The following is an 18296-nucleotide window of genomic DNA, read 5'->3' on the forward strand; positions in this document are numbered from 1 at the left end:
GGTGACCGCGAACACCGAACGTCCCGCGCCCGATCTGTACACGACCGCGGGGAAGATCGCGGACCTCAGGAACCGCTACCACGAGGCCGTCACGGCCAGTGGCGAGGCGGCGATCGAGAAGCAGCACGCCAAGGGCAAGATGACCGCACGGGAGCGGATCGACACCCTCCTCGACCCGGGCTCGTTCGTCGAGCTGGACGAGTTCGTGCGCCACCGCACCCACGCCTTCGGCATGGAGAAGAAGCGCCCCTACGGCGACGCCGTCGTCACCGGGACCGGCACCATCCACGGCCGCCAGGTCGCCGTGTACTCGCAGGACTTCACGATCTTCGGCGGCTCGCTCGGCGAGGTGGCCGGCGAGAAGATCATCAAGGTGATGGACCTCGCCCTGAAGACCGGCGTCCCGATCATCGGCATCCTCGACTCCGGCGGAGCACGGATCCAGGAGGGCGTGGTCGCCCTCGGCAAGTACGGCGAGATCTTCCGCCGCAACACCGCGGCGAGCGGCGTGATCCCCCAGATCTCGATCATCTGCGGCCCGGCCGCGGGAGGCGCGGTCTACTCCCCCGCCCTGACCGACTTCGTGATCATGGTCGACAAGACCAGCCAGATGTTCGTCACCGGGCCCGACGTGATCAAGACCGTCACCGGCGAGGACGTCGGCATGGAGGAGCTCGGCGGTGCGCTGACCCACAACAAGATCTCGGGCGTCTCGCACTACCTCGCGAGCGACGAGAACGACGCGCTCGACTACGCGCGGACGCTTCTCTCCTTCCTCCCGGACAACAACCTGTCGCCTGTCCCCGTCTTCGAGACCGAGGTCGACCTCGAGACGACCGACGCGGACCGCTTCCTCGACACAGTCATCCCGGACAGCCCGAACCAGCCGTACGACATGCGCGCCGTCATCGAGCACATCGTCGACGAGGGCGACTTCCTCGAGGTGCAGCCGCTGTTCGCGCCGAACATCGTGATCGGCTTCGGCCGCGTCGAGGGCCGCTCCGTCGGCATCATCGCGAACCAGCCGAGCGCCATGGCGGGCACGCTGAACATCGAGGCGGGCGAGAAGGCGTCCCGCTTCGTCCGCTTCTGCGACGCGTTCTCGCTGCCGATCCTGACCCTGGTCGACGTCCCGGGCTACCTGCCCGGCACCGACCAGGAGTGGACCGGCGTCATCCGCCGCGGCGCGAAGCTGCTCTACGCCTACGCCGAGGCGACCGTGCCGCTGGTCACGGTCATCCTGCGCAAGGCCTACGGCGGCGCGTACATCGTGATGGGGTCCAAGCAGCTGGGAGCCGACATCAACCTCGCGTGGCCGACCGCCGAGATCGCCGTCATGGGCGGCCAGGGCGCGGTGAACATCCTCTACCGCAACGAGATCCGCAAGGCGGAGGAGGCCGGCGAGGACGTCGCAGCTGTCCGGACGCGCCTGGCGAACGAGTACACCTACAACGTCGCGAGCCCATTCCTCGCGGCCGAGCGCGGCGAGCTCGACGGCGTGATCGAGCCCTCGGCGACGCGTGTCTCCGTCATCAAGGCGCTGCGGGCGCTGCGCACCAAGCGCGCCAACCTGCCCGCGAAGAAGCACGGCAACATCCCGCTCTGACCCGGCCTGCTCGGACGCCGCGGCAGGAGACGGGAGACCGTCCGTGCCGCGGCGTTCCGCTGCGCCCACCTCCTCACGGGGCGGAGGGGCGGAACGATCAGTCGGAGGAGCCGGGGCCGGTCCGCCGGGCAGCGGACTCCGCGGGAGCATCGGGCCGCACGACGGGAGCGTCCGGCTCCGCGGCCGGAGCGTCCGGCTTCCCTGTCGCGGAATCGGGCTCCGCTTCCCGGGCATCCGCCCTCGCAGCCGGAGCACCCGCCTTCACCGCAGGACCACCCGCCTTCACCCCAGGACCGTCCGGCTCGGCTGTCGGAGCACCCGCCTTCACCGCTGGAGCGCCTGCCTTCGCGGCCGGAGCATCCGGCTTCGCCGCGGACGCCTCGGACGACTTCTCCTCCGGCTTCGCCCCGACCACCCGCGCGAACGCCAGCGCCTGCGCGGCGGAGAGGTCGGGCAGATAGGCGCGACCCAGCGCGGCTCCGATCCGGGGCAGCTGCAGCGCGTCGGGGTAGGTCATCCAGAGGCCCGCGTAGCGCGGGTGGAACTTGGCCTTGAAGCGGAACAGCGACGTGAAGCCGTAGGCCGGCTCGAGCGTCCGCGAGAGGAACTCGAGCAGGCGCGAGAGGACCGTCGGCTCCGGAGGCTCCTCCCCCTCCTCGACCGGTGCGGTGGCGAGCGGTGCGCCCGAGAGCGAGAGGAACTCGGCGCCCTCCTCCTTGACGCGCAGCGCCGCGGAGGCGATGAGGAACTCCATGATGCCGGGCATCGAGTCGTCGGAGCGGCGCATGAAGTCGAGGGTCCAGCCGACCACGCGCCCCTCCCGATGCACGGGCAGCCAGCTCGTCACTCCCTGCAGCACGCCGTCCGGTCCGACCGCGAGCAGGAGGGCGACGTCGGGATCGCGGACCTCGTCGATGCCGCCTAGGGTGAAGCCCATCTCGGGCAGCGCCTTCTCGGCGACCCAGCGCTCCGACAGGTCGACGATCTGGTTGGCCATGCCGAGGGAGAGCTCGGGCCAGCTGGTCCACTGCGCCTCGATGCCCAGCTTGATGCCGCGCGTGAGCGGGTAGCGCACCTTCTGCCACCGCTTGCCGGTGAGCTCGAAGGAGGAGAGCTCGATGATCGTCTCCTCGCCGACCGAGAGGCGCGACCAGCCGAGCCGGTCGAAGACGGGGAGGAGCTCGTCGTGGATGCTGTAGAAGACGGGCGTCCAGCTGCGCTCGTCGCAGGAACGCACGAACTCGGCCACGACGTCCTCCCGCCGCTCGGGAGCGCAGGCCGGGTCGGAGAGGGTGATCGCCACGCCGCCGATCACCCGGTAGGCGACTCCGCCGGTCCCGTCGGCCGAGATCCAGTGCGCGTTGCCCTCCCAGGTCCCCTGATGGCCGAGGCTGCCGGCGCCGTGCAGGGACAGGAGCGCGCGGTACCGCGCCTCGTCGCCGCGGTTCCGCTGCACGTCGGTGGCCCGGAGCAGGGCGACCACCGCGACGACGACCACGAGCCAGAACACCGGGCCGACCCACTCGAAGACGATCCGCGCGACGGGCTCCCGCGGCACGGCGAGCAGTCCGGCGCCGCCGAGGAAGCTCACCGGGACGAAGCGCAGCAGCCCGTCCAGGAGGAGTCTCCCGAGGCCCAGGAGCGGCTCGAAGCTCGTGCGCACGCCGGCCGAGAGCGCCAGGTAGCCGCCGAGGGACACGACGAAGGCGATGGCGACGACCCGCGTCCAGAGCCTCGCAGCGGCACGGGGCGCGCGGATGCGGAAGTGCCTCCTCCCGATCACGAGCATCGCCACGACGGCCAGCGGCACCAGCACCGTCGTCGCCACCCAGAGCAGGTACTCGGCGTAGTACAGGAACTCGGGGTGACGGGCGGCGCGCTGGAGGGAGAAGACCTCCAGGATCGCGATCGCGATGTTCACCCCGACCGCCAGCAGCAGGCCCAGGCGGCGCCCGGAGCGCAGGCCGTAGGCGGCGACGAGCAGGAGGAGGAGCGGGACGAACGTCAGCAGGATCGGCCCGGGGGCGACCAGGCTCAGCTTCACGTGGTGCGCGCAGTGCCGGAGGGCGCGGCTGCACGGGTCCTCGAGGTCCGTCGTCCCCGTGAAGGCGCTCTGCAGCAGTCGGCCGAGGAACGAGAACGGACCGTAGCCCGAGTCCGAGAGGACGGCGACGAGCGGACCGATGGCGGTGACGACGACGACCGCCGCCAGCAGCCCCCGGGACTCGCGGTGCGAGCTCGGGGCCGGACGCTGCGGACGCAGTCCCGACGCTCCCCGCGCGAGCACCGCGCCGAGCACGAGCCCCGCGCCGCCCGCGAGGAGCCGGTACGCGTCGGCGGAGTCGCCCGCGTAGAGCACGAACATCAGCACGACGGCGAAGACGGTCACCCGGAGCCGGCGACGCCACAGAGCGCCCATGAAGGCGGTCGAGGCGATGAGGGCGCCGACCGCGCCGATCAGCGGGTCGAAGGTGTGGTCGCCGACGGTGTCGCCCGCCCACCACTCGCCGGCGAGAGCGCCGATCGACTGCACGGAGGACCCGACGACGATCCCGACGGCGCCGGTCACGAGGAAGGCGAGGAGGGTGCGGGCCGAGCCGAGGCGGCGCTCCGCGGCGAGGAGCATCGGGAGCACCAGCACGACGTCCAGGAGCAGCTGCAGCGGGTCCGCCGCGATCAGGAGGGCGGTCACCGCCGTCCACGGACGGCCGTCGAGGGTCGTCATCGGGCCCGCCGCCCACCAGGCCGTCGTCTCGGCTCCCGCGGGGGCGACGAGCGTCCCCGTGATCGCGCTCGCGGCCAGGAGGACCAGGACGACCGAGACGGCCGCAGGCGACCTCCGGACCAGCAGACGCAGGGGGCGCAGCGCCGCGGCACCGCTCCTCGGGAACCACGTCGGCATGCGGGGACGCTCCTGTTCGCAACGGACGGACGACGCTCCGGCGGCATCCGGCGTCAGCATAGCCATGCCCCGCCGACCGGCGCCGTGAACGGCATGCGATAGCGTCACGGGATGACCGCCTCCGACTCCGCACCCGCCGTCGTCATCTCCACCCCCGGCCTCGACGCCGCCGAGATCGCCGCCGTCACGGCCGTCGTCACCGCACTGACCTCGCGCACCGAGGCCGAGCCGGAGACCCCGCAGGAGCTCAGCGGCGGCTGGAACGACCGCGCCGCGGCGGTCCGCGGGCCGCTCCGGCCGGCACCCGGAGCGTGGCGCTCCTTCTCGGGCTGAGCGGACTCGCAGACGCAGTCCGTCGGGGAACGAGCGATCCGCGACGCGGAACGTGAAATTTGTCCCCCGATTAGTCCCCTAAAGTGCTGACTATGCGCCTCCTGGCGGAGCGAGCACACTAGTGGACGTACGGTGCTCCTCCTTCGGAAGGGGCACCGCCAATCACTCGCCGACCAGGGTAAGCAGGCGGGTGTGTTGGGGGCGAGTGAGGGTAATATTCGGGTTGTTACCCTCACTCGGGGTTTGACGGCGGGCCGGGCCCCCTCTTCGGAGGAGTGGACGGCCCGCCGCACTCCGTTAACGGGCTTTCGTCCTGACGCGCTCTGCGCTCAACGGGCTCTGCCCATGACGGCTCTGCTCACGCTCGTGCCGCGCCGTGCCGCGCCGCGCCGACGATCGGTCCGCTCCGAGAGACCGGGCGCGCCGAGACCTGAGCTGTGCTGAGAGCCGGAGCGTACCGCCCGCGGCACCGATCCGAGATACGCACGCCCTCCGGGGCGGGTCGCCGCCGGTCGCTGCGCATGCGGACGGCCGCGCCGTCCCGCGCGCTCTCCGCCGCTCAGACGTCCCGTCCGCCGACGCCGTCGCGCCGGATCTCGACCCAGGCGTCGACCTCGTCCCCCGCGTCGTCGGAGCCGAGGGCGCCCGCGCTGCCGTCGCCGGCCGTCCGCAGGCCCACCACTGTGACCGCCGAGGCCGAGTCGGCCGACGCGGTGCGCACCACCACGCGGTCGACCTCCTCGCGGATCCCGCTCAGAGCCTGGGCGAGCTCCCCCAGCACCCGTCGGCTCTCGCCCTCGGAGGTGCGGTCGAGGCCGCCGTCGTCGAGCACCGACACGGTCACGCCCCGCCGCCGCGCGTCGAGCACGAGACGCCGCACCTCGTCGTCCAGCAGCCGCCGGCCGCGGATCTCGTCGCGCACGGCCGCCTCGAGCAGCCGGCACTCGCGCCGCTCCTCGTCGGTGAGGCCCGGTCCCGGCCCGGCGATGCGTAGCAGCATGTCGGCGGCGAGGGCGCGCGTCTGCTCCAGCCGGACCTCGCGCTCCGTGAGGTGCGCCTCCTCCGCGGCCCGCCACGACGCGGCCGCGCGCTCGGCCGCCTCGAGCACGCGCGCCTCGGAGCCCGCGCGCCCGAGCTCGACGATGAGCAGCTGCGCGATCGCGACCCAGGCGATCCCCCCGACGACGCCGAGAGTGGCCAGCGCGGCCGGGCCGGCCCAGAACACGGTGTGCACGATCAGGAAGCCGACGCCGACCCAGGCGCAGGCCGGGCGCCGGCGGGCGCACACGATCGTCATGAGGGTGCCGACCGCGGCGATGTACCAGGTGGAGTAGCCGTTGGAGGCGCCCGGATCGAGCGACGGCGCGACCAGCAGCGGCAGAGCGACGGCGACCGCGGTCATCCCGACCGCGACGGGCAGGGCGAGCCGGGTCGTCGCTCCCGGCCAGAGGGCGACGACGGTCGCCGCGACGTACAGCGCGACCGCGACGAGGTCGGCCGGCGTGGCCGGGGAGATGCGGAAGGAGAAGAAGGCGAGCACCACGTGGTACAGCGAGAAGCCGGCGCCGAGCGCCTGGAGCAGGGGGCGCGGGTAGGCGATCACGGCCCTCCTCCCGCGTCCGCCCGCCAGGAGAGGACGACACGGGTGCCCTCGCCCGGAGTCGAGTCGACCCGCGCCGATCCCCGCGCGTTGTGCACCCGCTCGAGGATGGAGAGCCGGATGCCCAGCCGCTCGCGCGGGACGTCGGCGAGCCGGAAGCCGCGGCCGTCGTCCTCCACCACGACCTCCACCGCGCCGTCGCCCAGCAGCCCGTGCACGGCGCGGTGGACGCTGCCGCTCGGACCCGCGTGCTGAACGCTGTTGGCGAGCGCCTGCCAGACCGCGCCGAGCAGCGCCTCGGCCACCGGGCGCGGCAGCGTCGTCGCGCGCGGATCCACTCCGTCGGCCGTCGCGACTGCGATCTCGGTCCCGAAGGTGGACGCCGCGTGGGCGAGCTGGCGCTGCAGGAGCTCGAGCGGGACCAGCCCCTCGGGCGGCTCCGGCTCGTGGTCGGGCAGCAGCACGGCGAGGGTGCGCTGCGCCATCGAGGAGACCAGCGCACGCTCGGCCGGCGACTCGGCGGAGGCGGCGGAGAGCAGCGTCGCGAGCACGTTGTCGTGCACCAGGGCGTCGACCTCGACCCGCTCCACCTCGCCGGCGTGCTGGCGCATCGCCGCCTCGTACTGCTCCATGGCCGTCGTCTGCGCGCGATCGATCTGGTCGGCCGACTGCCGCAGCACGGTGATCAGCACCAGCATCACGAAGCCGACGATGCCCACGTAGGCGGCGTCGAGGATCGCGCGGGTCGGCTCCGCCCCGCCGCCGGAGGGGAGGACGCGCAGCAGCCCGAACAGCACGGTCGTCACCGACACGTACGCGATCGCGATCCGGAGGGGAGCCGCGATCGTGCAGAAGGCGGTGCCGATGGTCAGCAGGTACCAGATCCACGGGGTCTCGCGGTCCGCGCCCCCGGTGGAGACGGCGGCCGGCCAGGTCAGGAGGGCGATGAGGACACCGACGGCGACCAGGACCGCCGTGATCCGCGTGCCCCGCCGCAGCACGGCGGTGACCACGGCGGCGGTGAGCGATCCGAAGACCAGCACCAGCACCGGCCAGGCCACCTCGGGGCGCAGCAGGGGCAGCTGGGCGAGGATCGGCGGGACGGTCTGCACGCCGAAGCCGAAGCCGAAGAACGACACGACCGTGCTGATGATCCGGTCGATCCGCTCGCGCCCGGCGTTGCGGCGGGCGATCGGCGCCTCAGCGCCCGCCATCGCCGTCGTCCGGGTCGATGCCCGGCAGGATGCCGTCCTCCACCGCGCGGCGCAGCAGATCGACCTTCGTCGGGGCGGGACGGCCGATCTCGACGTACTTGTCGCGGATCCGGTCGAGGTACTCCTTCGCCGTCGACACCGAGATCTGCAGCCGCTCGGCCACCAGCTTCAGCGGCAGGCCCGAGGCGTAGAGGTGCAGGACGTCCCGCTCGCGACGACCGAGGACGGCCCGCGCGAAGTCGTCGTCGGCGTCGATCGCCGAGGCCCACTCCAGATTGTTGAGGACCTCGCCGCGGGCGACCGTGCGGATGGCGGCGACGACCGTCGACATGGGCGAGGACTTCGGGATGACGCCGGCCGCTCCCGCGGCGAGCGCCTCCCGCACGGCCACGACGCGGTCCGCGATGCTGTGGACGAGGACGGCGGAGCCGCGCACCTGCCCCCACTTGACGTTGCTGGTGATGCTCGAGCCGTCGTTCAGGGACAGGTCGAGGACGAGCACCTCGATCTCGGCGCCGCCGATCGTGCTCTCGAGGGCCTGGACGGTCTCGGCGGCGGCGACCACCTGCATCCCCGCGCTCTCGACGGCGGCGGCCACGCCCAGGCGCACCGACTCGTGGTCGTCCACGATCGCCACGCGCACGCGCGGGGCCTCGGCTGCGTCGACGTGGGGCTCCATCCCGCCCATGGTACGCAGGCGCGGGCCCGCGGTCAGTCCTCTCGGCGGACCAGTCGCGCAACGGCCTCCACGTGGGAGGTGTGCGGGAAGAGGTCGAAGCCCTCGAGGCGCTCCAGCTCGTAGCCGGCCCCGGTCAGGGCGCCCACGTCGCGGGCGAGCGCGACCGGGTCGCAGGCGACGTAGACGAGCTGCGCCGGCCGCAGCTCCGCCAGAGCGTCGGTGACCGCCCGGCCGGCGCCCGAGCGCGGCGGGTCGAGGACCACGGTCGCCGCGCGCCACCGCGCCCGCTCGCGCGTATCGGCCTGGGCGACGACGTCGCGGAGGTAGCGGTCGACGCGGGCGGTCACCGCGCGGGCGCCGACCTGGTCGGCCAGGTTCTCGAGCGCGTGCTCGGTGGCGCGGGAGTCGCTCTCGACGCTGGTCACGCGCACTCCGGCGCCGAGGCGGTCGGCCAGCGCCGCGGCGAGCAGGCCCACCCCGCCGTAGAGGTCGTGGTTGGCGGCCGACGGGTCCGCCGCGTCCGCGTCGACGGCGGCCTGCACGGCCTCGAAGAGCGCGGCGGCGGCTCCGCGGTGCACCTGCCAGAAGCCGGTGCGGTCGACCCGGAAGGTGCGGTCGGCGACGAACTCGCTCACTACCGTGCGGTCGCGGCGGGCGCGCTTGTCGGAGGGGTCGTGCACGAGCACCGCGGCCCCCTCGGACCCGGCCGCGTCGACGAGGTCGACCACCGAGCCGGGAGCGAGGCGCTCGCCGAGCGGTGCGGCCAGGGAGGAGTCGGCGGTCGCGAGGGGCAGCGACTCCACGGTGACGACGTGGTGGCTGCGTGCCGCGTAGGGGCCGACCCGTCCGTCGTCGTCGACGTGGAGGCGGTTCCGCGTGCGCCAGCCGAGGCCGCCGGACGCGTCGTCCCCGCCGATCGGCGAGACCTCCACCTCGACCTCGCGACGGGCGAAGCGGGAGAAGGAGTCGACGAGCACGAGGCGCTTCAGCTCGCGCTGGTAGGCCAGGTCGGCGTGGCCGAGCTCGGCGCCGCCGACGCGCTCCCCCGGGCGGCGGTCGAGGGCGGCCTCGGGCCAGACGTGCTCCACCCGGTGCTCGGACGCCTCGAGCACCTCGAGCGCCTCGGCACGCCAGAAGCTGTCGTGCCGGACCTCGCTGATCCGCGCCCGCACGCGCTCGCCGGGGAGGACGTCCGGGACGAAGACGACGCGGCCCTCGTGCCGGGCGACGAACACGCCGCCGTGGGCGACGTTGCTAATGTCGAGCTCGATCTCGGTCCCGAGTGCGTCGTCGGCCCCGTCGGGGCGGGCGGATGCTCGGGACGGGGTCTGTGCCATCCGTCGAGCATCCCACAGCGTGGGCCCGGCCGCAGGGAGCCCTCGTGCGCCTCTACCTCGCCTCCACCTCCCCCGCGCGCCTCGCGCTGCTGCGGGCCTCCGGGATCGAGCCCGTCGTCGTCCCCTCCGAGGTGGACGAGCCCGCGGCCGTCGCCCGGGCCGAGCAGGAGCGGGGCGCGGCGCTGGACGCGGACGCCACCGTCTCGCTGCTCGCCCGCGCCAAGGCGCACGCCGTCCTGCGCCCGGACATCGACGGTCTGGTGCTCGGCGGCGACTCCGCGTTCGTCCTCGACGGCGTCGTCCACGGCAAGCCGCACGAGCCGGAGCGGGCCCGGGAGCGCTGGCGCGCCCAGCGCGGTCGCACCGGCCGCCTCCACTCCGGCCACTGGCTCGTCGACCACCGTGGCGGGAGGATCGTCGCCGAGGCCGGAGCGGTCACCTCCGCCGCCGTCACGTTCGCCGACGACATCGACGACGCCGAGATCGACGCCTACGTCGCCACCGGCGAGCCCCTCGAGGTGGCCGGCGCCTTCACCATCGACGGCCGCGGCGCCGGCTTCATCACCGCGATCGAGGGCGACCCCTCGACGGTGATCGGGATGTCGGTGCCGACGCTCCGCACTCTGGTGCGGAGCCTCGGCGTCGACTGGACCGCGCTCTGGAACCGCTGAGGCCCGTCCCGCCCTTGTGAGGAACCGACGAAGGCCCTCCGCTTCTTTGTGGTGAGCCGCGCCGGGCCGGGCGGAGCCGCCCCCTAGGGTTGGGGACCATGCCGAAGATTACGAAGGTGCTCGTCGCCAACCGGGGCGAGATCGCCGTCCGAGTCATCCGCGCCGCCCGCGACAGCGGGATCGCCTCCGTGGCCGTCTACGCCGACCAGGACCGCGACGCCGTGCACAGCCGCCTCGCCGACGAGGCCTACGCCCTCGGCGGGACGACCAGCGCCGAGACCTACCTCGTCATCGACAAGCTGCTCTCGGTGGCCCGCCGCTCCGGTGCCGACGCCGTGCACCCCGGCTACGGCTTCCTCGCCGAGAACGCCGACTTCGCCCGCGCCGTCATCGACGCCGGCCTGATCTGGATCGGCCCCGGCCCCGAGGCCATCGAGCGCCTCGGCGACAAGGTCTCGGCCCGCCACGTCGCCGAGAAGGTCGGCGCGCCGCTCGCCCCGGGAACCCTCAACCCCGTCTCCGGCGCCGCCGAGGTGCTCGAGTTCGTGGACCAGTACGGCCTCCCCGTCGCGATCAAGGCGGCCTTCGGCGGCGGCGGTCGCGGCCTCAAGGTCGCCCGCGAGCGCGACGAGGTCGAGGAGCTGTTCGCCTCGGCCACGCGCGAGGCCGTCGCCGCCTTCGGCCGCGGCGAGTGCTTCGTCGAGAAGTACCTCGACCAGCCGCGCCACGTCGAGACCCAGTGCCTGGCCGACGCGCACGGCAACGTCGTCGTGGTCTCCACCCGCGACTGCTCCCTCCAGCGCCGCCACCAGAAGCTCGTCGAGGAGGCGCCCGCGCCGTTCCTGACGGACGCGCAGAACACCGAGCTCTACCGCGCCTCGAAGGCGATCCTGCAGGAGGTCGGCTACCTCGGCGCCGGGACCTGCGAGTTCCTGATCGGCAAGGACGGCACGGTGTCCTTCCTCGAGGTGAACACCCGCCTCCAGGTCGAGCACCCCGTGTCGGAGGAGATCACCGGCATCGACCTCGTGCGCGAGCAGTTCCGCCTCGCCGAGGGCGGCGTGCTCGACTACGACGACCCGGCGCCCCGCGGCCACTCCTTCGAGTTCCGCATCAACGGCGAGGACGCGGGCCGCGGCTTCCTCCCCGCTCCGGGCCCGGTGCACGTCTTCAAGGCCCCCGGCGGACCCGGCGTCCGCGTCGACTCCGGCGTCGTCGCCGGCGACGTGATCTCCGGCTCCTTCGACTCGCTCCTCGCGAAGCTGATCGTCACCGGCGACAGCCGCGAGCAGGCGCTGGAGCGCTCGCGCCGCGCCCTCGCCGAGTTCGAGGTCACCGGACTGCCGACCGTCCTCCCCTTCCACCGCGCGATCGTCGAGGACCCGGCCTTCGCCCCCGAGGGCGGCGCGCCCTTCACGATCTACACCCGCTGGATCGAGACCGAGTTCGAGAACACGATCCCGGCCTGGAGCGGCGAGCCCGGAGCGACCGACGAGCCGGCGGCCCGCCGGAACGTGGTCGTCGAGGTCGACGGGCGCCGCGTCGAGGTCACGCTCCCCGGCGACCTGGTCGGCTCGGGACCCGCCCGCGGGGCCGCTGCCGCCTCCCCGAAGCGCCGCGGCTCCTCCTCCGTCAGCACCGTCACGGGCGACACCGTCGCCTCGCCCATGCAGGCCACCATCGTCAAGGTCGCCGTCGCCGAGGGCGACACGGTCGTCACCGGCGACCTGGTCGTCGTCCTCGAGGCGATGAAGATGGAGCAGCCGCTCACCGCCCACAAGGACGGCGTCGTGAAGGGCCTCGACGCGACGGCCGGAGCGACCGTCCCCGCGGGACACGTGCTCCTCCAGATCGTCTGAGCTTGTTCCGGGCCGCTCCCCGCGCGGCCCGGCGCGGTCGGCTCCTCGACGTGAGGGATACCGCAGAGCGGGTCGTGTCGCGCTGCCGTGAATCGCTTCGCACGCGATTCCCGGTCGCGCGCTCTGCCGATGAAAGGCCGCTCCCCGCGCGGCCCGGCGCGGTCGGCTCCTCGACGTGAGGGGTATCGCAGAGCGGGTCGCGTCGCGCTGCCGTCAATCGCTTCGCACGCGATTCCCGGTCGCGCGCTCTGCCGATGAAGGGCCGCACCCCGCGCGGCCCGGCGGAGGGGCGCGTCAGGTGACGATGTGCATGGCGCGCGCGGCGTCCGAGATCGAGCCGGTGAGGCTCGGGTAGACGGTGAAGGCCCGCGCGACCTGGTCGACGGTCAGGCGGTGCTCCACGGCGAGGGCGAGCGGGAAGATCAGCTCGCTCGCCTTCGGAGCGACGATGACGCCTCCGATGACGGTGCCGGAGCCGGTGCGCGCGAACAGCTTCACGAAGCCGTCGCGGATGCCCATCATCTTCGCCCGCGGGTTCGCGGCGAGCGGGAGCTTGTAGATCTCGCCCTGCGCGATGCCCTCCTCGATCTCGCGCTGGCTCCACCCGACGGTCGCGATCTCGGGCTGCGTGAAGATGTTCGCCGCGACGTTGCGCACCTCGGTCGGGTTCACGGCGTCGCCCATCGCGTGGAACACGCCGGTGCGGCCCTGCATGGCGGCGACGGAGGCGAGCGGGAGGAACGTGGTGCAGTCCCCGGCCGCGTAGATCGAGGGGACGCTGGTGCGGGCGACGCGGTTGACGCGGATGTGCCCCGACTCCGCCAGCTGCACCCCCGCGTCCTCGAGGCCGATGCCCGCCGTGTTCGGCACGGACCCGACGGCCATCAGGCAGTGCGAGCCCTCGACGACGCGTCCGTCCGAGAGCACGGCCTGCACGCCCTTCTCGGTCCGCTCGACGCGGTCGGCGCGCGACTTCGAGAGCACGACCATGCCGTTGCGCTTGAAGACGTTCTCGATCACGGCGGCCGCGTCGGCGTCCTCGCCGGGCAGCACCTGGTCGCGGGAGGAGATGAGGGTCACGCGGGCGCCGAGCGCACGGTAGGCGGAGGCGAACTCCGCGCCGGTCACGCCGGAGCCCACCACGATCAGGTGCTCGGGGACCGACTTGAGGTTGTAGAGCTGGGTCCAGCTGAGGATGCGCTCGCCGTCGGGTGCCGCGGTCGGGAGCACACGCGGGCTGGCGCCCACCGAGACCACGATCGTGTCCGCCTCGATGCGGTCGAAGTCCATGCCCTCGCCGCCGGCCGCCGTCGAGACGATCAGGGCGTTCGAGCCGTCCAGGCGCCCGTCCCCCTGGACGATGCGCACGCCGTGGTGCACCAGGTTCGCGCGCATGTCCTCGGACTGCTGGCGCGCGAGGCCGAGCAGGCGCTTGTTCACCGTCGCCAGGTTGACCGCCACGTCCGGGCGCACCGGCTTGTTCTGCTCCGAGCGGGTGAAGAACTGCACGCCCAGGTCGGCGGCCTCGCCGATGGCGTTGGTGGCCTCCGCTGTCGCGATGAGCGACTTCGACGGGACGACGTCGGTGATGACGGCCGAGCCGCCCACTCCGACCCGCTCGACCAGGGTGACCTCAGCGCCGAGCTGCGCTCCCGCGATGGCGGCTTCGTAGCCGCCCGGCCCCCCTCCGAGTACAGCGATCCTCTGCGCGCGCTCGAACTCGTAAGCCATGCTTCCCATTGTCCTCTCTCGCTGAGTGTTCGCCCAATCGCGGGGTGTCGGATCGGCCGCGGGAGTCGCCCTCCGCCGCCGCGCAGCCCGTCGGTAGGGTGGGAGGATGTCCGACCAGACCCTGCACCCGCTCGACGCCCCCGACGCCGATCCCTTCGAGATCGCGGCCCGCGCGGCCGCTCAGATCGCCGAGGCGACAGGGGTCGAGAAGCACGACATCGCCCTCACCCTCGGCAGCGGCTGGGGCAAGGCCGCCGACGCGATCGGCGAGACGACCGCGACGGTGGAGGCCACCGAGATCCTCGGCTTCTCCAAGCCGGCCGTGCACGGGCACGGCGGCACCCTGCGCTCCGTCCTGCTCCCCACCGGCAGGCGCGCGCTGATCATCGGCGCCCGCACCCACTACTACGAGGGCTACGGCGTGCGCCGCGTCGCGCACAGCGTCCGCACCGCCGCCGCGACGGGCGCGACGGTGATGATCCTCACCAATGGCGCGGGCGGCATCAAGGAGCACTGGACGCCCGGGACCCCCGTGCTGATCAGCGACCACATCAACCTCACCGCCGACTCGCCGCTCGAGGGCGCGACCTTCGTCGACCTCACCGACCTCTACTCCTCGCGCCTGCGCGACCTCGCCCGGGGGACGCGTCCTGAGCTGGACGAGGGCGTGTACGTGCAGTTCCGCGGGCCGCACTACGAGAGCCCGGCCGAGGTGCAGATGGCGAAGATCATCGGCGGCCACATCGTCGGCATGTCGACCGCCCTCGAGGCCATCGCCGCGCGCGAGGCGGGCATGGAGGTGCTGGGCATGTCGCTCATCACGAACCTCGCCGCCGGCATCCAGAAGACCCCCCTCAGCCACGAGGAGGTGCTCGAGGCCGGCCGCGACGCCGAGGACGACCTCGCCCGCCTGCTCGCCGGGATCACGGGCGCCCTGTGAGCGCCGACGTCCGGGAGCTCGCCGAGGCCTGGCTCGCCCAGGACCCCGACCCGGAGACGCGGGAGGAGCTGGTCGGCCTGCTGACCGCCTCCGGCTCGGGCGACGCCTCCGCCCGCGCCGAGCTCGAGGACCGCTTCGGCGCCCGACTGGCGTTCGGCACCGCGGGCCTGCGCGGCGCCATCGCGGCGGGATCCAACCGGATGAACCGCGTGCTGGTCTCGCAGGCCGCCGTGGGCCTGGCCGACTTCCTGCTGGCGCAGGGCGTCCAGCGGCCCGTGGTCGTGATCGGCTACGACGGCCGGAAGAACTCGCGCGTCTTCGCCGAGGACTCCGCCGCGCTGATGGCGGGCGCCGGCGTGGACGCGGTGCTGCTGCCCCGGCTCCTGCCCACCCCCGTGCTGGCCTTCGCCGTGCGCCACCTCGGCGCCGACGCCGGAGTGATGGTCACGGCGAGCCACAACCCGCCGCAGGACAACGGCTACAAGGTGTACCTCGGCGGCGCCGACGAGGGCTCGCAGATCGTGCCGCCGGTCGACTCCGAGATCGCCGAGCGGATCCTCGCGGTCGCGCGGGACCGGCGCGTTCCGGAGCTGCCGCGCGGCGAGTACCGGCTCGCGGACGAGTCCGTGGTCGCCGCCTACATCGAGGCGACGGCAGCCGTCGGCCGCCAGTCCGCTCCGCTGCGCATCGTCTACACGGCGATGCACGGGGTCGGCTGGGAGACGGCGCACCGGGTGCTCTCCGCGGCGGGATTCGACGAGCCGGCCGTCGTGGTCGAGCAGATCGAGCCCGACGCGGCGTTCCCCACGGTCGCGTTCCCCAACCCGGAGGAGGCGGGCGCCCTCGACCTCGCCTTCTCGACCGCGCGCTCCGGTCGCGCGCAGCTGATCGTGGCCAACGACCCGGACGCCGACCGCTTCGCCGCCGCCGTGCCCGACGCCTCCGCCCCGGAGGGCTTCCGGCGCCTCACCGGCAACGAGGTCGGAGCGCTGCTCGGCTGGCGCGCCGCCGAGCAGGTCCGCCGCGAGGGCCGCACCGGAGGAGCGCTCGCCTGCTCGATCGTGTCCTCCCCCGCCCTCGGTGCCGTGGCGGCCGACTACGGCCTCGACTTCGCCGAGACGCTCACGGGCTTCAAGTGGATCTCGCGCGTCCCCGACCTCGTCTTCGGCTACGAGGAGGCACTCGGCTACCTGGTGAACCCCGGGACGGTCCGCGACAAGGACGGCGTCTCGGCCGCGCTCGCCTTCCTCTCCCTCGCGAGCGCGCTCGCCGCCGAGGAGCGCACGATCGACGACGAGCTGGAGTCGTTCGCCGAGCGGTTCGGGCTCTTCGGATCGGAGCAGATCTCGCTCCGCGTCACCGACCTCTCCGAGATCGGCCGGATCATGGCCGGACTGCGCGCGACGCCTCCGACCGCGATCGGCGGGCTCGCCGTCGAGCGGAGCGAGGACCTGCTCGCCGAGGGCGGCGCGCTGCCCCCGACCGACGCGCTCCGCTTCTCCCTGGACGGTGCCCGTCTCATCGCGCGCCCGAGCGGCACGGAGCCGAAGGTCAAGCTCTACCTCGACGCCTGGTCGCACGACTCCGACGCCGACGCCCGCCGGTCGGCCGTCTCGTCCCGCCTCGCCGCCCTGCGCACCGGCGTCGCGGAGCTCCTCGCGTAGGTCCCCCTCCGGTCAGCGGGGCGCGCGGACACCGATCCGCTCGCCCCGCTTCCAGAGCCACTCCACCGGACCGAGCTCGAACCGGCGCAGCCACAGGTGCGCCGCGAGCACGACGACCGCCGCGATGAGCAGGAACGCTCCGACGGTCGCCGGGACGCGCCACTGCGCGGCGGTCACCGCCAGCCCGAGTCCCCAGCCGTAGAAGAGGGCGCCGCCGAGCAGGTTCTGCAGGAGGTAGGCGCTCAGGGCGACCCGGCCGACCTCCCGCGCCCGTCGTGCCGCCCAGCCCTCGGCGCCCCGGCGGAGGCAGGCCTCGGCGAGGGCCGCGAGCAGGCCGAGCCCGACCAGGGGCGCGACGAGGTAGCGCTCGGCGAGCAGACCGGCGGCGCTCCCCCCGATGCCCAGCGCGAGGTCGACGGGGAGGGCGAGGGCGCCGAGGACCATCAGGCGGCGGCGGAGTGACGCGCCCTCGGCGGCGAGGACCCCCGCCCGATGGAGGCGCGCGCCGAGGAGGAACATCGCGAGGCTGAGGAGCCCGATGAGCACCGGCTCCGCACGGAAGACGCCCGCGTTCTGCAGCCGGAAGAGGGCGAGGCCGAGGAACGACGCGTCCGCGTAGGGGCTCCGGCCGGTCGGCCCCTGTCCGGCACCGTCCGGGCTCGCCGCCACGAGCGCCACGAGCGCCGAGATCAGGACGACGTGCAGAGCGCCGCAGACGAGGATCACGCGGCGCTGCGTCGTCGGCCGGGTGAGCAGCAGCCAGGCGACGACCGCTCCGGTGACGGCGTATCCCATGAGGACGTCGAACTCCGCGATCAGCACGTAGTTGACCGCGCCGTCCAGGAGGAGGAGCGTCGCGCGCCAGAGGTAGCGGCCCGGCCAGCGCGTCCCGCGCCGGACCGCGGACGCGTGCTGGATCGCGAGGCCCACCCCGAAGGCGAGGGAGAGGAGGGCGAGGAACTTGCCCTGCGCCAGCGCCATCAGCAGGAGCTGCGCAGTCCCGGCGGAGGAGGAGGTCTCCGGCGTCACCGGGACGGAGAGCAGTCCGAGCATCCCCCAGGGGTGGGAGAAGATCCAGATGTTCGCGCCGAGGGTCCCGATGATCGCGACACCGCGGACGACGTCCAGGGTCGCGATGCGGCGGCCGGCTCCGGCACGGGGCGGCAATACGGTCGTATTGGTCATGTCCGAGAGCGTAGCCTGCTCGAGCAGTCGAACGAGAGGGACGCCATGCCGGATCGGCGCGAGAGCAGGAGCGACATCCTCTCGGCGGTCGTCGCCGTCCTCTCGACCCGCGGGGCGGAGCACCTCAGCATCCGCACCGTCGCGGCCGAGGCCGGCGTCTCAGTGGGGGCCGTCCAGCACCACTTCCCGACGAAGCAGGCGCTGCTGGCCGGCGCGATGGCCCGGGTCGAGGAGCGCTTCCGCGAGCGGATGCGGAGCCGCCTGGAGGCCGAACCCTCGGCCGAGGTGCGGCTGCGCGTCTTCTGCGACGAGATCGCGTGCGTCGCGGACGAGGACGTCCCCGACGCGATCGTGTGGACCGCCTTCGCCTCCCGCGCCGGCACCGATCCGGAGATCCGCGCGATCCACACCGCCGGCTGGTCGCGCACGGAGGACGTCGTCCTGGAGCTGCTGCGCGCCGCGCATCCCGCGGCGTCGTTCGGCGCCGACGACGCCGCGCTGCTCCTCGCGGTCCTCGACGGCATCGCGGTCTCCCGCGCGGCCGAGCGGCCCGCCCGCCTCTCCCCCTCCCGCGC

14 protein-coding genes are annotated in these 18296 nt (G+C 73.6%); 7 read left to right on the forward strand and 7 right to left on the reverse strand.

Annotated features, from left to right (window positions below; translation table 11 throughout):
- The first annotated feature begins 1 nt into the window (after window position 1).
- Window positions 2-1606, forward strand: coding sequence for an acyl-CoA carboxylase subunit beta (locus C5C63_RS01570; protein WP_104223164.1), 1605 nt, complete (start codon window positions 2-4; stop codon window positions 1604-1606).
- A 97-nt stretch (window positions 1607-1703) separates the two neighbouring features.
- Here C5C63_RS01570 and C5C63_RS01575 read toward each other — a convergent pair whose 3' ends face one another.
- A complete protein-coding gene (locus tag C5C63_RS01575) occupies window positions 1704-4508 on the reverse strand; it encodes a bifunctional lysylphosphatidylglycerol flippase/synthetase MprF (RefSeq protein ID WP_181110540.1) in 2805 nt (934 codons plus the stop codon).
- 111 nt (window positions 4509-4619) lie between these two features.
- Between C5C63_RS01575 and C5C63_RS01580 the strand changes: the two genes are divergently transcribed.
- On the forward strand, window positions 4620-4841 hold the full coding sequence (locus C5C63_RS01580) for an acyl-CoA carboxylase subunit epsilon (protein ID WP_104223166.1): 222 nt from the start codon (window positions 4620-4622) through the stop codon (window positions 4839-4841).
- Between the two features lie 559 nt (window positions 4842-5400).
- Here C5C63_RS01580 and C5C63_RS01585 read toward each other — a convergent pair.
- The 4 genes from C5C63_RS01585 to C5C63_RS01600 are packed head-to-tail and all read right to left on the reverse strand — an operon-like array spanning window position 5401 to window position 9671.
- Entirely contained in the window at window positions 5401-6444 is a 1044-nt protein-coding gene (locus tag C5C63_RS01585; protein ID WP_104325382.1) for a hypothetical protein, read from the reverse strand.
- A complete protein-coding gene (locus C5C63_RS01590; protein WP_104225460.1) occupies window positions 6441-7655 on the reverse strand; it encodes a sensor histidine kinase in 1215 nt (404 codons plus the stop codon). Before C5C63_RS01590 ends, C5C63_RS01585 begins: the two co-directional genes overlap by 4 nt.
- Window positions 7642-8343, reverse strand: coding sequence for a response regulator transcription factor (locus C5C63_RS01595; protein WP_104223169.1), 702 nt, complete (start codon window positions 8341-8343; stop codon window positions 7642-7644). The genes C5C63_RS01590 and C5C63_RS01595 overlap by 14 nt, the downstream gene beginning before the upstream one ends.
- A gap of 23 nt (window positions 8344-8366) precedes the next feature.
- On the reverse strand, window positions 8367-9671 hold the full coding sequence (locus tag C5C63_RS01600; protein WP_146086339.1) for a class I SAM-dependent RNA methyltransferase: 1305 nt from the start codon (window positions 9669-9671) through the stop codon (window positions 8367-8369).
- Window positions 9672-9715: 44 nt separating this feature from the next.
- Here C5C63_RS01600 and C5C63_RS01605 point away from each other — a divergent pair, with 44 nt between their 5' ends.
- Together C5C63_RS01605 and C5C63_RS01610 are read left to right on the forward strand one after the other, a co-directional pair.
- A complete protein-coding gene (locus tag C5C63_RS01605; RefSeq protein ID WP_181027094.1) occupies window positions 9716-10342 on the forward strand; it encodes a nucleoside triphosphate pyrophosphatase in 627 nt (208 codons plus the stop codon).
- A 98-nt stretch (window positions 10343-10440) separates the two neighbouring features.
- Window positions 10441-12201, forward strand: coding sequence for a biotin carboxylase N-terminal domain-containing protein (locus C5C63_RS01610; protein ID WP_104249484.1), 1761 nt, complete (start codon window positions 10441-10443; stop codon window positions 12199-12201).
- A gap of 294 nt (window positions 12202-12495) precedes the next feature.
- On the opposite strand, the gene C5C63_RS01615 is transcribed toward C5C63_RS01610, so the two are convergent.
- A complete protein-coding gene (locus C5C63_RS01615) occupies window positions 12496-13932 on the reverse strand; it encodes an NAD(P)H-quinone dehydrogenase (RefSeq protein WP_104325383.1) in 1437 nt (478 codons plus the stop codon).
- A gap of 106 nt (window positions 13933-14038) precedes the next feature.
- On the opposite strand from C5C63_RS01615, the gene C5C63_RS01620 reads away from it, so the two are divergent.
- On the forward strand, window positions 14039-14872 hold the full coding sequence (locus tag C5C63_RS01620) for a purine-nucleoside phosphorylase (protein ID WP_104238027.1): 834 nt from the start codon (window positions 14039-14041) through the stop codon (window positions 14870-14872).
- Complete coding sequence (locus C5C63_RS01625; RefSeq protein ID WP_104325384.1) at window positions 14869-16536, forward strand: phospho-sugar mutase; 1668 nt, start codon at window positions 14869-14871, stop codon at window positions 16534-16536. The genes C5C63_RS01620 and C5C63_RS01625 overlap by 4 nt, the downstream gene beginning before the upstream one ends.
- 12 nt (window positions 16537-16548) lie before the next feature.
- Here C5C63_RS01625 and C5C63_RS01630 read toward each other — a convergent pair whose 3' ends face one another.
- Window positions 16549-17721, reverse strand: coding sequence for a DUF418 domain-containing protein (locus C5C63_RS01630; RefSeq protein ID WP_104325385.1), 1173 nt, complete (start codon window positions 17719-17721; stop codon window positions 16549-16551).
- Between the two features lie 45 nt (window positions 17722-17766).
- Between C5C63_RS01630 and C5C63_RS01635 the strand changes: the two genes are divergently transcribed.
- Window positions 17767-18296 (forward strand): TetR/AcrR family transcriptional regulator (locus tag C5C63_RS01635; RefSeq protein WP_104325386.1); only part of this gene is annotated, 530 nt, incomplete at its 3' end.

This window comes from Rathayibacter sp. AY1B8 (assembly GCF_002932775.1).
Lineage (GTDB): Bacteria > Actinomycetota > Actinomycetes > Actinomycetales > Microbacteriaceae > Rathayibacter.

Coding starts and splice junctions, on each gene's coding strand:
- C5C63_RS01600 (WP_146086339.1), bottom strand. CDS start 9,671: ATGGCACAGACCCCGTCCCGAGCATCCGCCCGCCCCGACGGGGCCGAC.
- C5C63_RS01620 (WP_104238027.1), top strand. CDS start 14,039: ATGTCCGACCAGACCCTGCACCCGCTCGACGCCCCCGACGCCGATCCC.
- C5C63_RS01575 (WP_181110540.1), bottom strand. CDS start 4,508: ATGCCGACGTGGTTCCCGAGGAGCGGTGCCGCGGCGCTGCGCCCCCTG.
- C5C63_RS01615 (WP_104325383.1), bottom strand. CDS start 13,932: ATGGCTTACGAGTTCGAGCGCGCGCAGAGGATCGCTGTACTCGGAGGG.
- C5C63_RS01610 (WP_104249484.1), top strand. CDS start 10,441: ATGCCGAAGATTACGAAGGTGCTCGTCGCCAACCGGGGCGAGATCGCC.
- C5C63_RS01580 (WP_104223166.1), top strand. CDS start 4,620: ATGACCGCCTCCGACTCCGCACCCGCCGTCGTCATCTCCACCCCCGGC.
- C5C63_RS01630 (WP_104325385.1), bottom strand. CDS start 17,721: ATGACCAATACGACCGTATTGCCGCCCCGTGCCGGAGCCGGCCGCCGC.
- C5C63_RS01590 (WP_104225460.1), bottom strand. CDS start 7,655: ATGGCGGGCGCTGAGGCGCCGATCGCCCGCCGCAACGCCGGGCGCGAG.
- C5C63_RS01595 (WP_104223169.1), bottom strand. CDS start 8,343: ATGGGCGGGATGGAGCCCCACGTCGACGCAGCCGAGGCCCCGCGCGTG.